General features: G+C 60.2%; 11 protein-coding genes. 9 read left to right on the forward strand and 2 right to left on the reverse strand.

The genetic code is table 11. The features are described from left to right. Window positions 1-10 precede the first annotated feature (10 nt). Together sfsA and JOE29_RS20505 are read right to left on the reverse strand one after the other, a co-directional pair. The gene (sfsA, locus tag JOE29_RS20500; protein ID WP_003345056.1) at window positions 11-724 is read right to left on the reverse strand and encodes a DNA/RNA nuclease SfsA; all 714 of its coding nucleotides are present in this window, start codon (window positions 722-724) and stop codon (window positions 11-13) included. Then, complete coding sequence (locus tag JOE29_RS20505; RefSeq protein WP_003392640.1) at window positions 724-1,896, reverse strand: pyridoxal phosphate-dependent aminotransferase; 1,173 nt, start codon at window positions 1,894-1,896, stop codon at window positions 724-726. The genes sfsA and JOE29_RS20505 overlap by 1 nt, the downstream gene beginning before the upstream one ends. A 348-nt stretch (window positions 1,897-2,244) precedes the next feature. On the opposite strand from JOE29_RS20505, the gene dksA reads away from it, so the two are divergent. From dksA to panC, 9 genes are all read left to right on the forward strand, one after another. Beyond that, on the forward strand, window positions 2,245-2,685 hold the full coding sequence (gene dksA, locus JOE29_RS20510) for an RNA polymerase-binding protein DksA (protein ID WP_003317723.1): 441 nt from the start codon (window positions 2,245-2,247) through the stop codon (window positions 2,683-2,685). Between the two features lie 699 nt (window positions 2,686-3,384). Then, the gene (gluQRS, locus tag JOE29_RS20515; protein WP_003392642.1) at window positions 3,385-4,272 is read left to right on the forward strand and encodes a tRNA glutamyl-Q(34) synthetase GluQRS; all 888 of its coding nucleotides are present in this window, start codon (window positions 3,385-3,387) and stop codon (window positions 4,270-4,272) included. A 98-nt stretch (window positions 4,273-4,370) separates the two neighbouring features. Beyond that, window positions 4,371-4,547: a hypothetical protein gene (locus tag JOE29_RS20520; protein WP_002552060.1), complete on the forward strand. Its 177-nt coding sequence runs from the start codon at window positions 4,371-4,373 to the stop codon at window positions 4,545-4,547. Next, complete coding sequence (locus JOE29_RS20525) at window positions 4,531-7,485, forward strand: sensor histidine kinase (RefSeq protein ID WP_004415167.1); 2,955 nt, start codon at window positions 4,531-4,533, stop codon at window positions 7,483-7,485. The genes JOE29_RS20520 and JOE29_RS20525 overlap by 17 nt, the downstream gene beginning before the upstream one ends. A gap of 22 nt (window positions 7,486-7,507) precedes the next feature. Then, window positions 7,508-8,941 (forward strand): sigma-54 dependent transcriptional regulator, encoded by a 1,434-nt coding sequence (locus JOE29_RS20530; protein WP_004415163.1) that lies wholly within the window; start codon window positions 7,508-7,510, stop codon window positions 8,939-8,941. Between the two features lie 698 nt (window positions 8,942-9,639). Next, the gene (locus JOE29_RS20535; protein WP_003345072.1) at window positions 9,640-11,043 is read left to right on the forward strand and encodes a polynucleotide adenylyltransferase PcnB; all 1,404 of its coding nucleotides are present in this window, start codon (window positions 9,640-9,642) and stop codon (window positions 11,041-11,043) included. Further along, on the forward strand, window positions 11,036-11,542 hold the full coding sequence (gene folK / locus JOE29_RS20540) for a 2-amino-4-hydroxy-6-hydroxymethyldihydropteridine diphosphokinase (RefSeq protein WP_003317735.1): 507 nt from the start codon (window positions 11,036-11,038) through the stop codon (window positions 11,540-11,542). The genes JOE29_RS20535 and folK overlap by 8 nt, the downstream gene beginning before the upstream one ends. Window positions 11,543-11,770: 228 nt before the next feature. Continuing rightward, window positions 11,771-12,571, forward strand: coding sequence for a 3-methyl-2-oxobutanoate hydroxymethyltransferase (gene panB, locus JOE29_RS20545; protein ID WP_003423024.1), 801 nt, complete (start codon window positions 11,771-11,773; stop codon window positions 12,569-12,571). Continuing rightward, a complete protein-coding gene (gene panC / locus JOE29_RS20550) occupies window positions 12,568-13,419 on the forward strand; it encodes a pantoate--beta-alanine ligase (protein ID WP_003392648.1) in 852 nt (283 codons plus the stop codon). Before panB ends, panC begins: the two co-directional genes overlap by 4 nt. Window positions 13,420-13,501: the final 82 nt, after the last annotated feature.

Below are 13,501 nucleotides of genomic sequence, written 5' to 3' on the forward strand. Positions count from 1 at the left end.
GCCAGATGCCTCAATCCAGTCCGTGCACCTGCAGGCGACGGTCGATAAAAATCTCTTCCGATGTCAGTTGCGCACCGTAGGCAAGGATTTGCACACCGGCATCAATAGCTTCACGCAACGCCGCCGCGTAGGCAGGATCAATCTCCTGCGCAGGCCGCACAGCGTCGATACCGGTGAGATTGACGCAATACAGCAGCACGGCGCGCACGCCTTCGCGCGCCAGCGTCGCCAGTTCGCGCAGGTGCCGCGCGCCTCGCTGGGTCACCGCATCGGGGAATGCCGCCACGCTGGAGCCATCGAACCCCAAAGTGACACTTTTCACTTCCAGATACAGGTAGCCATCCGGATACTCCAGACGAAAGTCCACACGGCTTTTTTCCTGTCCGTAGGCCACCTCGCGCTTGAGCGCCGTGAACCCCGTCAGTTCGCTGATGACCCCGGCGCGCAAGGCCTCGTCAACCAGCGTATTGGCCCGTCCGGTATTGATACAGGCCAGGCGACCCTGCGGGGTTTCGCTGATTTCCCAAGTGCCCGGCAGTTTGCGCTTGGGGTCATTCGAGCGACTGAACCACACGCGCCCGCCGGGCATCATGCAGTTGAGCATCGAACCGGTGTTAGGGCAGTGAATGGTCAGCAACTCACCGCTATCGGTTTCGATATCAGCGAGAAAACGCTTATAACGCACCAGCAGACGACCCTGTTCAAGCTGCGGAGAAAAACGCATCAGACGCCCCAGCTACGCAGACCGCGAGCGATTCGCTCGACCGCCTGTTCAAGGCGCGGCAGGCTTTGCGTATAGGCAAAGCGCACGTGGTGCCCTGCCTGAAAACGGCCAAAGTCCAGCCCCGGTGTAAAGGCGACGTGCTCGGTTTCCAGAAAGTGCCGGCAAAAGGCAAAGGCATCACCGCCAAACGCGGAAATATCGGCATACAAATAAAAGGCCCCTTCCGGCTCGACGGCAATACCGAACCCCAGTTCGCGCAGCGCTGGCAGCAGAAAGTCCCGGCGGCGGCCGAACTCGGCACGCCGTTGCTCGAGTATGGCCAGCGTCTGCGGCTCAAAGCAGGCGAGCGCAGCATGTTGCGCCATGCTCGGCGCGCTGATGTAAAGGTTCTGGGCCAGCTTTTCCAGATCGGCCACAGCATCCTCTGGCGCGACCAGCCAGCCAAGACGCCACCCGGTCATGCCGAAATACTTTGAAAAGCTATTGAGGACGAAAGCGTCATTATCCACCTCCAGCACACTGCTGGCGTCCACACCGTAGGTCAGGCCGTGATAGATCTCGTCCACCACCAAGTGGCCATTGCGGGCTTTCAATGCCTGAGACAAGGCTGCCAGTTCGTCACGACTCAATAGAGTGCCGGTCGGGTTGGCGGGCGATGCCACCAGCGCGCCGACACTGTTCTGGTTCCAGTGCTTGGCCACCAGCTCGGGGGTCAGTTGATAACGCTCCTGGGGACCTACCGGCACCAGCTGCGCCTCGCCTTCTATCAGACGTAAAAAGTGGCGATTGCACGGGTAGCCAGGGTCGGCCAGCAACCAGTGCTTGCCCGGATCGACCAGTAGACTGCTGGTCAGCAACAACGCGCCTGAACCACCCGGCGTGACCAGAATGCGCTGAGGATCAATGTCGACGCCGTAACGCTGGGCGTAAAACCCGGCAATGGCCTCGCGCAGCTGCGGCAGGCCGCGCGCGGCGGTGTAACGCGTCTTGCCGTCTGCCAGTGCCGCCTGGCCAGCCTTAATGATGGGCTGCGCAGTGGTGAAATCGGGCTCGCCGATTTCAAGGTGAATCACATCATGACCCGCTGCCTGCAATTCATTGGCACGCGCCAGCAACGCCATGACATGAAAAGGTTCTATGGCGCGGCTGCGCGCACTGTAAGGCTGGCTCATGGATATTCCTTTGGAGGGCGGGTGTTAAAACATGATTGTCATCACGGCGCGCCATGATTCTACCCAACCACCCGCCCGACGGTGTGTTTGCGGACTGAAAAACCCGGTCCCCGAACGCTGAATAAAAGAAAGCTACGACGGTGCGCAGCGACTAGAGTTCATTTAGATGCAGGGCAGATGCGAAATGGCCATCTCCATAAGAAGACGGCGTCGTCATGCTCGACAACCGGGAGTAGCGCACTCCGATTTGATCTGGTAAGTTCGCCCGCTTGCAGCTGCAGGGCCGACGGGTGTCGGTGATGGAACAATCCTGCGCAATAGATTAGAAGAGTGAGAGGCGGTCCAGACATGCCCACCCCAGAAAAGCAACAGAACCATCTAATCAGCGGCTTTGAGCCCTACGTGCAAACGAAGGGTGAAGAGTACATGGGCGAGCCGATGCGCGCGCACTTCACCAAGATCCTGAACAAGTGGAAGCAGGACTTGATGCAAGAGGTCGACCGAACGGTAGACCATATGAAGGATGAAGCTGCCAACTTCCCTGATCCGGCCGACCGTGCCAGTCAGGAAGAAGAGTTCAGCCTCGAACTTCGTGCCCGCGATCGCGAACGCAAGCTGATCAAGAAAATCGACAAGACGCTGCAACTGATCAAGGACGAGGAATATGGCTGGTGTGAATCCTGCGGCGTAGAGATCGGCATCCGCCGTCTTGAGGCTCGCCCGACTGCAGACCAGTGCGTCGACTGCAAGACACTTGCAGAAATCAAGGAAAAACAGGTCGGTAAATGACCTGGGGCCGCCTTTGACTGAAAAGACGCTTCGGCGTCTTTTTTTGTGCCTGTGGAAGTCACTCTGCGCAACGCATGCCAAGGGAAATTTTTCTCCGGACACTTCTTGTTCCTCACGCTCTGCGCTCGGTGTTATACACAAATCTAACTGACTATCGTGCTAATGCTCCGCGTTGGCATGCAGTTCGTGACGCTCTGCGTCACACAGCGGTTCCGTGATGTCAGGTGGATTGGAGTTCGACTCAGGTCACCTTTTCGCCCCTCGGCGAGTTACTTTGATGGGGCCAAAGTAACCAAACCCCCTCGCTCCTGTTTCCGGCCCGACTTCGTCGGGTCCCTTCGCCCTGACACTGATCCGGGGGGCGCCGCAACGGGCCATCCATGGCCCGGTGCGGCTAACTCGGCATCCTTGCCGAGTTACCCCCGGATCAGCGCCAGGACTCAGCCGTCACTAACGTCGCAATTTGCGTCGTTCATGCCATCGCGATCAAAAAAGCACTTCGTTGGCAGCAGCTGCAGATAAGGCATGAAATTGTTCTGACCATCGTTCCAACGCTCCGCGTGGGAATGCAGTTCGTGACGCTCCGCGTCACACAGCGGTTCCGTGATGTCAGGTGGATTGGAGTTCGACTCAGGTCACCTTTTCTCTCCCCTGCGTTCCACTTGCCCGCCCAAGCCCGTCACCCGTAACATCCCGCCCATGAAAAAACCGGCCTATATCGGGCGCTTTGCGCCGACTCCCAGTGGTTACCTGCATTTTGGCTCGCTGGTCGCAGCCCTCGCCTCCTATCTAGATGCGCGCGCGGCAGACGGTCAGTGGCTGTTGCGCATGGAGGATCTCGACCCGCCGCGTGAAGTAGCCGGCGCGCAGGCGGGGATTCTCGAGACACTCGAGCGCTACGGTTTTGAATGGGACGGCCAGATGGTGCGGCAAAGCGAGCGTCATGACGCCTACGCCGAGATCCTCCAGCGCTGGTTCAATCATGGCCTGGCCTACGCCTGCACCTGCTCGCGTAAACAGCTCGAAGACTTTCAGGGTGTCTATCCGGGTTTCTGCCGCAATGCCGGGCATTCGCCGGACAACGCCGCAATCCGCATTCGCGTTCCGGAGCTGGAATATCGCTTCGAAGACCGGGTTCAGGGCACCTTCAAAATGCACTTGGGCCGCGAAAGCGGTGACTTTGTAATCCGCCGGCGCGATGGGCTATATGCCTATCAACTGGCCGTGGTCATTGACGACGCCTGGCAAGGCGTCACCGATATCGTCCGCGGTGCCGACCTGCTTGACTCGACACCCCGCCAGCTGTACCTGCAGGAACTGCTGGGCCTGCCCCAACCGCGCTACCTGCATGTACCGTTGATCACCCAGCCCGATGGTCACAAGCTGGGCAAGTCCTATCGCTCCCCACCACTGCCGGCCGATCAGGCGACGCCGCTGCTGCTTCGGGCCTTGCGCGCATTGGGGCAGCCGCTCGATGCGCACATGACCGATGGCACCGCGCAGGAAGTGCTCGCCTGGGGCATACGTCACTGGAACGCTGACCTGATACCCCGGCTGCGCAATATTGAGGAAGCCCGGATAGACTGATCCAGAGCGGTCGCCGCAAACTGCGACGCAAGGATACTTGCAGGTTATCCGGCATCCGTTAACATGCCGCTCCTCATCTACCAGCGCAGGGAGACCAGATGTACATATACCGGTTGGTTTTGCTTCTGGTGGTCGGCATTTATCTGTTCTCTCCAGCCATCATGGACTGGTGGATCGATGCCACCGGTGCCTGGTATCGGCCCTACATGTTGTGGCTGATCCTGATTGTGGTGACGTTCATTCTGCAGAGCCAGCGAGATGCCGATGAGCTTTAGTCTGACGCAGATGCTGCTGGTCAGCGCCGCCTACCTGTTGGTGCTGTTCGGCGTAGCCTGGGTCAGCGAACATGGCCTGATTCCGCGCTGGATCATTCGTCACCCGCTGACCTACACCCTGTCACTGGGCGTCTACGCCAGCGCCTGGGCGTTTTATGGCACGGTTGGTCTGGCCTATCAGTATGGCTACGGCTTTCTGTCCAGTTATCTGGGGGTGTCCGGGGCCTTCCTCCTCGCGCCGGTGCTGCTCTACCCCATCCTCAGAATTACCCGCACCTACCAGCTGTCATCACTGGCCGATCTGTTCGCCTTCCGTTTTCGCAGCACCTGGGCCGGTGCACTGACCACCGTATTCATGCTGATCGGTGTGCTGCCACTGCTGGCCTTGCAGATTCAGGCGGTCGCCGACTCCATTGGCATTCTGACCCGCGAGCCGGTGCAGGATCGGGTCGCGGTGGCGTTCTGCGCACTGATCACCCTGTTCACGATTTTCTTCGGCTCACGGCACATCGCGACCCGTGAGAAACACGAGGGCCTGGTGTTCGCCATCGCCTTTGAATCGCTGATCAAGCTGATCGCCCTGGGCGGCGTCGGGCTTTATGCCTTGTATGGCGTGTTCGACGGCCCGCAACAACTGGAACTGTGGCTGCTGCAGAACCAGACCGCCCTCGCCTCGCTGCACACGCCTTTGCAGGAAGGCCCGTGGCGCACGCTGCTGCTGGTGTTCTTCGCCTCGGCCATCGTCATGCCGCACATGTATCACATGACCTTTACGGAAAACCTCAACCCGCGCTCGCTGGTCAGCGCCAGCTGGGGTCTGCCGCTGTTTCTGCTGTTGATCAGCCTCGCAGTGCCGCTGATCCTCTGGGCCGGGCTCAAGCTCGGCGCCACCACCAGCCCGGAATATTTCACGCTCGGCATCGGCATCGCCGCCAACAGCAAGTCTCTGGCCCTGCTCGCCTATATAGGCGGGCTGTCGGCGGCTAGCGGGCTGATCATCGTCACCACGCTGGCGTTGTCCGGCATGGCACTCAATCACTTGGTGCTGCCGCTGTATCAGCCACCCGCCGAGGGCAATATCTATCGCTGGCTGAAGTGGACACGACGCGGACTGATCGTGGCGATCATCGCGCTGGGTTACGGCTTCTACCTGATGCTCGGCGCTCAGCAGGACCTGGCCAATCTGGGCATCGTCGCCTTCGTTGCGACCCTGCAATTCCTGCCGGGCGTGCTGTCGGTACTGTACTGGCCGACCGCCAACCGACGCGGCTTCATCGCCGGGCTGCTGGCCGGCATTTCGGTCTGGGCAGTCAGCATGCTGTTGCCGCTGATCGGCAACCTGCAGGGCTTCTATATTCCCTGGCTGAACATGATTTATGTGCTGGACGACACCAGTTGGCACATGGCAGCCATCGCCTCGCTGGCCGCAAACGTCTTGCTGTTCACCCTGATCTCGCTGTTCACCAATGCCAGCCCTGAAGAAGCCGGGGCCGCCGAGGCCTGCGCAGTCGACAACGTGCGCCGCCCGCAACGCCGGGAACTGCACGCGGTGTCGCCGCAGGAGTTCGCCACCCAACTGGCCAAGCCGCTGGGCGCGAAAGCCGCGCAGAAGGAAGTCGAGCAAGCGCTGCGCGATCTTTATCTGCCGTTCGACGAGCGCCGCCCTTATGCCCTGCGCCGCCTGCGCGACCGCATCGAGGCCAACCTGTCCGGGCTGATGGGGCCGAGCGTTGCGCAGGACATGGTGGAAACGTTTCTGCCGTACAAATCGGGCAGCGAAAAATACGTCACCGAAGACATACATTTCATTGAAAGCCGGCTTGAGGACTACCACTCGCGCCTTACCGGCCTTGCCGCCGAACTCGATGCCCTGCGTCGCTACCACCGCCAGACTCTTCAAGAACTGCCGATGGGCGTCTGCTCGCTGGCCGAAGATCAGGAGATCCTGATGTGGAACAGGGCCATGGAAGAATTGACCGGCATCGTCGCACAGCGCGTAGTGGGTTCACGACTGGAAACCATTGCCGAGCCGTGGAAGGGCCTGCTGACCGGTTTTACCAGCCTGCCCGATGAGCATTTGCACAAGCAGAAGCTCGGTCTGGACGGCCAGACACGCTGGCTCAATCTGCACAAGGCCGCCATCAACGAGCCTCTGGCGCCGGGCAACAGCGGCCTGGTGGTGCTGGTCGAAGACCTGACCGACACGCAGATGCTCGAAGACAAGCTGGTGCATTCGGAACGCCTGGCAAGTATCGGCCGACTGGCCGCCGGCGTGGCGCACGAGATCGGCAATCCGATTACCGGTATTGCCTGTCTCGCCCAGAACCTGCGCGAGGAACGCGAAGAAGACGGCGAACTCAAGGAAATCAGCAGCCAGATCCTCGAACAGACCAAACGCGTCTCGCGCATCGTCCAGTCATTGATGAGTTTTGCCCACGCGGGCGCTCATCAGCATAGCGACGAAGCCGTTTGTCTGGCCGTGGTGGCCCAGGATGCTATTGGTCTGCTGGCGCTGAACCGGCGCAATTTCGAAGTACACTTCTACAACCTGTGCAACCCCGAGCATTGGGCTGTCGGCGACTCGCAGCGGCTGGCGCAGGTGTTGATCAATCTGCTCTCCAACGCCCGTGATGCCTCCCCGGCAGGCAGCGCAGTCAGGGTCAGAAGCGAAGTATCCGAGCACACTGTGGACTTGATCGTCGAAGACGAAGGCAGTGGGATTTCAAAGGCAATCATGGACCGATTGTTCGAGCCGTTCTTCACCACCAAGGATCCTGGCGAGGGAACCGGACTTGGCCTGGCGCTGGTCTATTCCATCGTTGAAGAGCATTATGGACAAATCACCATCGACAGCCCGGCCGATCCCGAGCAACAGCGTGGAACCCGTATTCGGGTGACCTTGCCACGCCATGTCGACGCGACGTCCACCGCGAACTGAGACCGTCGAGAGAACTGAATCAATGCCGCATATTTTGATCGTCGAAGACGAAACGATTATCCGCTCAGCCCTGCGTCGCCTGCTTGAACGCAACCAGTATGAAGTCAGTGAAGCCGGCTCCGTTCAAGAGGCTCAGGAACGCTTCAGCATCCCGTCGTTCGATCTGATCGTCAGCGACCTGCGCCTGCCCGGCGCGCCCGGCACCGAACTGATCAAGCTCGGCGAAGGCAAACCGGTGCTGATCATGACCAGTTACGCGAGCCTGCGCTCGGCAGTCGATTCGATGAAGATGGGCGCGGTGGACTACATCGCCAAACCCTTCGATCACGATGAAATGCTGCAGGCGGTCTCGCGGATCCTGCGTGACCGGCAGACGGTCAAGCACCTTCAGGACGAACGCAGCGCCACCGCCAGGACCAGCAATGCTGAAAAAGGCCCGGCTCAGAACCATAACGGCGAGATCGGCATCATCGGCTCATGCCCGCCCATGCTGGATCTCTACAGCAAGATCCGCAAAGTCGCCCCGACTGATTCCAACGTCCTGATTCAAGGTGAGTCAGGCACCGGTAAGGAACTGGTCGCCCGCGCTCTGCATAACCTCTCACGCCGCGCCAAGGCACCGATGATTTCCGTCAACTGTGCGGCCATTCCCGAATCGCTGATCGAGTCCGAACTGTTCGGTCACGAGAAAGGCGCGTTTACCGGGGCCAGCGCAGGCCGCGCAGGTCTGGTCGAGGCCGCTGACGGTGGCACGCTGTTTCTCGATGAAATCGGCGAACTGCCCCTGGAAGCCCAGGCTCGCCTGCTGCGCGTATTGCAGGAAGGCGAGATTCGTCGCGTCGGTTCGGTGCAATCACAAAAGGTCGACGTACGCCTGATTGCCGCGACCCACCGGGACCTGAAAACACTGGCCAAAAATGGCGAGTTTCGTGAAGACCTGTTCTATCGCCTGCACGTTATCGCCCTGAAACTCCCGGCGCTGCGCGAACGTGGCAACGACATCCTGGAAATCGCTCGTGCGTTCCTGGTCCGCCAGAGCAGCAAGGTCGGACGCGACGACCTCAAATTTGCACACGACGCCGAACAGGCGATCCGCCATTACAGCTGGCCGGGTAACGTGCGCGAGCTGGAAAACGCGGTGGAGCGCGCGGTGATTCTCTGCGAGAACCCGGAAATCACCGCTGACCTGCTGGGCATCGACATTGAGCTCGACGGGCTGGATGACGACGAGTACATGGGCATGGCACCGTTACCGGGCTCTTCCGGTTCGTCGGGCAACGAGCCCGCCGAAGACCTGTCGCTCGAAGACTATTTTCAGCACTTCGTTCTGGAGCATCAGGACCACATGACTGAAACCGAGCTGGCACGCAAACTGGGCGTCAGTCGCAAATGTCTGTGGGAACGCCGTCAACGTCTGGGTATCCCGCGGCGCAAGGGCGTGGCCAGCGAGACATAAAACCAGCCCAAGGCTCTGGCACGCGGTGCGCAGGGCGGGGACAAACTGTTACCTCAAGCGCTTCACGTAACAAAAGCCGGGTCTTACGGTAACGCAGGCCCGGCTTTTTTGTGTGCGCAAAACCGGCCTGTTGCCCGAAAAGCCCCGGTTTACGGGGCTTGGCAAAAGTTGGCACAGCTTCTGCTATATGCTTAGTACAAGAAGAACAACAAGCAGTACGACACCCACAATAAAAACAATACGAATCGACTCACGCATAACAAGAACAACACGGCGGAGGCGCAGCTAACTGATTCTTTTGGAGAGGAGTTGTATTTGGGGCTTGCCCCGCAACCAGGCCGAGAACAACAAAAACTACCCTTAGGTAGCGCCTGAACTGGTTGGATCGAATGATCATTGCAACGCAGCGACCAAAGCAATCCGTTTGCTCTTGACTCCCGACTGGGAGGTTTCACAGACGAAAGTCTCGTGAATGGGCACTCAACAAAAACAAGAAGCCCAGGCAGAAAACAATAATAAAGAGCACACACTTTGGGGGAGCTTCGGCTCCCCCAGTAGCTTCCCCGCCTTGATCCGCGCCATCGTTTACCCTTGCGCGACAGCTTCCTACACCATCACTCGACTAAATGCTAGAATCCCCGCCCATCATGCGGTCATTCCACGTTTTTGGCCGAATATTCCTTCAAACAGTGCATCCCATGCTGAAGAAGTTGTTCCAGTCATTTCGTTCCCCACTGCGCAAACCGCAGCAACATACGCGCACCACGCCTGAAGTGCTCAACAGCAGCCAACATTCGCTGCAACGCAGTCAATTCAGCCGCTATGCCGTGAATATCGTCGAGCGCCTGCAGAATGCCGGCTACCAGGCCTATCTGGTCGGTGGTTGCGTACGCGACATGATGCTCAACATAACGCCCAAGGATTTCGACGTCGCCACCAGCGCCACGCCAGAACAGGTGCGTGCCGAATTCCGCAACGCGCGGATCATCGGCCGCCGGTTCAAGCTGGTGCACATCCATTTCGGTCGCGAAATCATCGAAGTGGCGACGTTCCGCGCCAATCATCCTCAGGATGACGAAGAAGAGGACAGCAACCAGTCCTCGCGCAATGAAAGCGGACGCATCCTGCGTGACAACGTATACGGCACGCTTGAAGAAGACGCCCAGCGTCGCGACTTCACGATCAACGCGCTTTACTACGACCCGGTCAGCGAGCGCGTTCTGGATTACGCCAACGGCGTGCACGACATCCGTAACCGCCTGATCCGCCTGATCGGCGATCCGGAACAGCGTTATAAAGAAGACCCGGTGCGCATGCTGCGTGCCGTGCGGTTCGCGGCCAAGCTGGACTTCGGCATCGAGAAGCACAGCGCTCAACCGATCCGCGCACTGGCGCCGATGCTGCGTGACATTCCATCGGCACGCCTGTTCGAGGAAGTGCTCAAACTGTTCCTCTCCGGGCACGCCGCCCCCACCTTTGAAATGCTGGTGGACCTGGAACTCTTCGAACCGTTGTTCCCGGCCAGCTCCAAGGCCCTGGAATACAACCCGACCTACACCCATACGCTGATCAGCAATGCGTTGATCAATACCGACCTGCGCATCAAGCAGAACAAACCGGTCACACCGGCGTTCCTGTTCGCTGCCCTACTCTGGCCTGCGCTGCCGGCCAAGGTGCTGCGTGCTCAGGAACGCGGCATGCCGCCGATCGCAGCCATGCAGGAAGCCGCTCACGAACTGATCATCGAGCAGTGCCAGCGCATCGCGATTCCCAAGCGCTTCACGCTGCCGATCCGCGAGATCTGGGACATGCAGGAGCGCCTGCCGCGCCGTTCGGGCAAGCGTGCCGACCTGCTGCTCGACAACTCGCGGTTCCGCGCGGGCTACGACTTCCTGCTGTTGCGTGAAACGGCGGGCGAGCAGACCGATGGTCTGGGCCAGTGGTGGACCGATTATCAGGACTGCAACGACAGCGAACGCCGCGACATGATTCGCGACCTGAGCAACAAGCCTGAAGCGGCGGGCACAGCCCCGCGCAAGCGTCGTCGTAACAGCGGTGCCAAACGCAAGCGCACCACGGGCGAGGCGCAAAGCGGTGAATGAACCGCTGTTGGCCACTGAACGCGTGTACATCGGTCTGGGCAGCAACCTGGCTGACCCGGCCGAGCAATTGCGCAGCGCCCTCAAGGCCATTGCGCAATTGCCCGATTGTCAGTTGAGCGGCGTATCGTCGTTCTATATCAGCGACTCGCTACTGCCCGGTCAACCGCGCTTCACCAATGCCGTCGCGGCAGTCGACACCTGCATGGCGCCGCTGACACTGCTTGATGCGCTACAGGCCATCGAGCTGGATCAAGGCCGCGAACGCCACGAACGCTGGGGGCCGCGCACGCTGGACCTCGATATCCTGCTGTTCGGCGACCGCCTGATCGACGAGCCACGCCTCAAAGTGCCGCATTACCACATGCAGGCCAGGGCCTTCGTGCTGTACCCGCTGGCAGAGCTGGCTCCGGGGCTGACACTGGCCGACGGCCGCCTACTGAATCGTCTGCTCGATGATTGCCCGTTCACAGGCCTTGAACGTCTGCCCGCCGAGGCATGAAGCCTGTCTGTTACCGCGCCGTTGTAACCGGTCGGACGCACAGGTAACACCTTCAATTGACTTCACGCCCCCTCCTCACGAAGATAGGCCTCCCGCCGCCACACCACAGGCGAACGGGTGCGAAACAGGCCTTTGCAAAACACCGCGACACGACGGTGTGCCTGCTTTTCCAGGATGACTCTCACGCGCTGAGCACCCGTCTTCACAGCGCCTGATGGAGGACTTTACATGCCGAACATAACCGTTACGTCGCTGCTGGCCATGAAGCAGAAAGGTGAAAAAATCACCATGCTGACCTGCTACGACGCAACCTTCGCCCACACGGCCTCTCAAGCGGGTGTCGAAGTGCTGCTGATAGGCGACTCGCTGGGCATGGTCCTGCAGGGTCACGACAGCACCCTGCCTGTTACCACGGCTGAAACGGCGTACCACGTTGCCTGTGTGAAACGCGGCAACCAGGGCGCGATGATCCTCGCCGACCTGCCGTTCATGGCCAACGCGACGCTGGAGCAGACCCTGATCAACAGCGCGACGCTGATGCAGGCAGGCGCGCACATGATCAAGGTCGAAGGCGCTGCCTGGCTGGCCGAGTCGATCCGTTTGCTGGCCGAGCGCGGCATTCCGGTGTGCGCGCACATGGGTCTGACCCCACAGGCAGTCAACGTGTTGGGTGGCTACAAGGTGCAGGGCCGGCTGGAGGCGCAGGCGCGGCAGATGCGCGCCGATGCAATCGCACTGGAACAGGCGGGCGCAGCGATGATTCTGCTGGAGTGCGTGCCCAGCGAACTGGCCGAGGAAATCACCCAGGCGGTGAAGGTCCCGGTCATCGGTATTGGCGCGGGCAGCGCCACCGACGGGCAGGTCCTGGTGCTGCACGACATGCTCGGCCTGTCCATCACCGGACGCGTGCCCAAGTTCGTGAAAAATTTCATGACCGGTCAGCCCGATATCCAGTCGGCTATCCGGGCCTACGTGGCCGCAGTCAAAGACGTCAGCTTTCCGGCCACTGAACACGGATTCTCGGCATGAACACAGTAAAAACCGTACAGGACCTGCGCGCCGCTGTTGCGCGGGCACGCAGCGAAGGCAAGCGGATCGCGCTGACCCCGACGATGGGCAACCTGCACAGCGGCCACGCCGCGCTGGTCACCAAGGCGGCGCAGCGTGCCGATTTCGTTGTCGCCACTATTTTCGTCAATCCGCTGCAGTTCGGCCCCAACGAAGACCTGGCCACCTACCCTCGCACGCTGGCTGCCGATCAGGAAAAACTCCTGCAGGCCGGTTGCAACCTGCTGTTCACCCCAAGCGTCGAAGAAATCTATCCGCACGGCATGGCCGACCAGACACTGGTCAGCGTGCCGCACCTGTCGCAAGGCCTGTGTGGCGCCAGCCGTCCCGGCCATTTCGAAGGTGTCGCGACCGTGGTCAGCAAGCTGTTCAACATGGTGCAGCCTGACCTGGCGATCTTTGGTGAAAAAGACTTCCAGCAACTGGCCGTGATTCGGGCCATGGTCCGTGATCTGAACATGCCGATCCAGATTATCGGCGAACCGACGGTGCGCGCCGACGACGGCCTGGCGCTGTCCTCGCGCAACGGTTATCTGAGCGACGATCAGCGCGCCGCTGCACCCGCGCTGTATCAGGCGATCCGCCAGATCGCCGACGCGATCAAGGCCGGCGAGCAGGATTTCGACGCGCTGCTGGCAAGCAAGAAGCAGCAACTGGAGGCTGCCGGTTTTCGTATCGACTACCTGGAGATACGCGATGCCACCAGCCTGCGGGCGACGACTGCCGACAATCGCGACCTGGTCATCCTCGCAGCGGCGTTCATGGGCAAAACCCGCTTGATCGACAACCTGCACCTGACCAGAAGCTGACAGGATGTGCGCTGGCAATGAACTAAGACACACCGGTAATGCCATACCGGTACAGGTTGCCTGAACCACAACCGACAGTATT

It is taken from the genome of Pseudomonas sp. PvP009 (assembly GCF_017832995.1).
GTDB lineage: Bacteria > Pseudomonadota > Gammaproteobacteria > Pseudomonadales > Pseudomonadaceae > Aquipseudomonas > Aquipseudomonas syringae.

Excerpts from the sequence above, each read along its gene's own strand:
- sfsA (WP_003345056.1), bottom strand. The coding sequence starts at position 724 with ATGCGTTTTTCTCCGCAGCTTGAACAGGGTCGTCTGCTGGTGCGTTAT.
- JOE29_RS20525 (WP_004415167.1), top strand. The coding sequence starts at position 4,531 with ATGCCGATGAGCTTTAGTCTGACGCAGATGCTGCTGGTCAGCGCCGCC.
- panC (WP_003392648.1), top strand. The coding sequence starts at position 12,568 with ATGAACACAGTAAAAACCGTACAGGACCTGCGCGCCGCTGTTGCGCGG.
- gluQRS (WP_003392642.1), top strand. The coding sequence starts at position 3,385 with ATGAAAAAACCGGCCTATATCGGGCGCTTTGCGCCGACTCCCAGTGGT.
- JOE29_RS20530 (WP_004415163.1), top strand. The coding sequence starts at position 7,508 with ATGCCGCATATTTTGATCGTCGAAGACGAAACGATTATCCGCTCAGCC.
- dksA (WP_003317723.1), top strand. The coding sequence starts at position 2,245 with ATGCCCACCCCAGAAAAGCAACAGAACCATCTAATCAGCGGCTTTGAG.
- JOE29_RS20505 (WP_003392640.1), bottom strand. The coding sequence starts at position 1,896 with ATGAGCCAGCCTTACAGTGCGCGCAGCCGCGCCATAGAACCTTTTCAT.
- JOE29_RS20535 (WP_003345072.1), top strand. The coding sequence starts at position 9,640 with ATGCTGAAGAAGTTGTTCCAGTCATTTCGTTCCCCACTGCGCAAACCG.
- JOE29_RS20520 (WP_002552060.1), top strand. The coding sequence starts at position 4,371 with ATGTACATATACCGGTTGGTTTTGCTTCTGGTGGTCGGCATTTATCTG.
- panB (WP_003423024.1), top strand. The coding sequence starts at position 11,771 with ATGCCGAACATAACCGTTACGTCGCTGCTGGCCATGAAGCAGAAAGGT.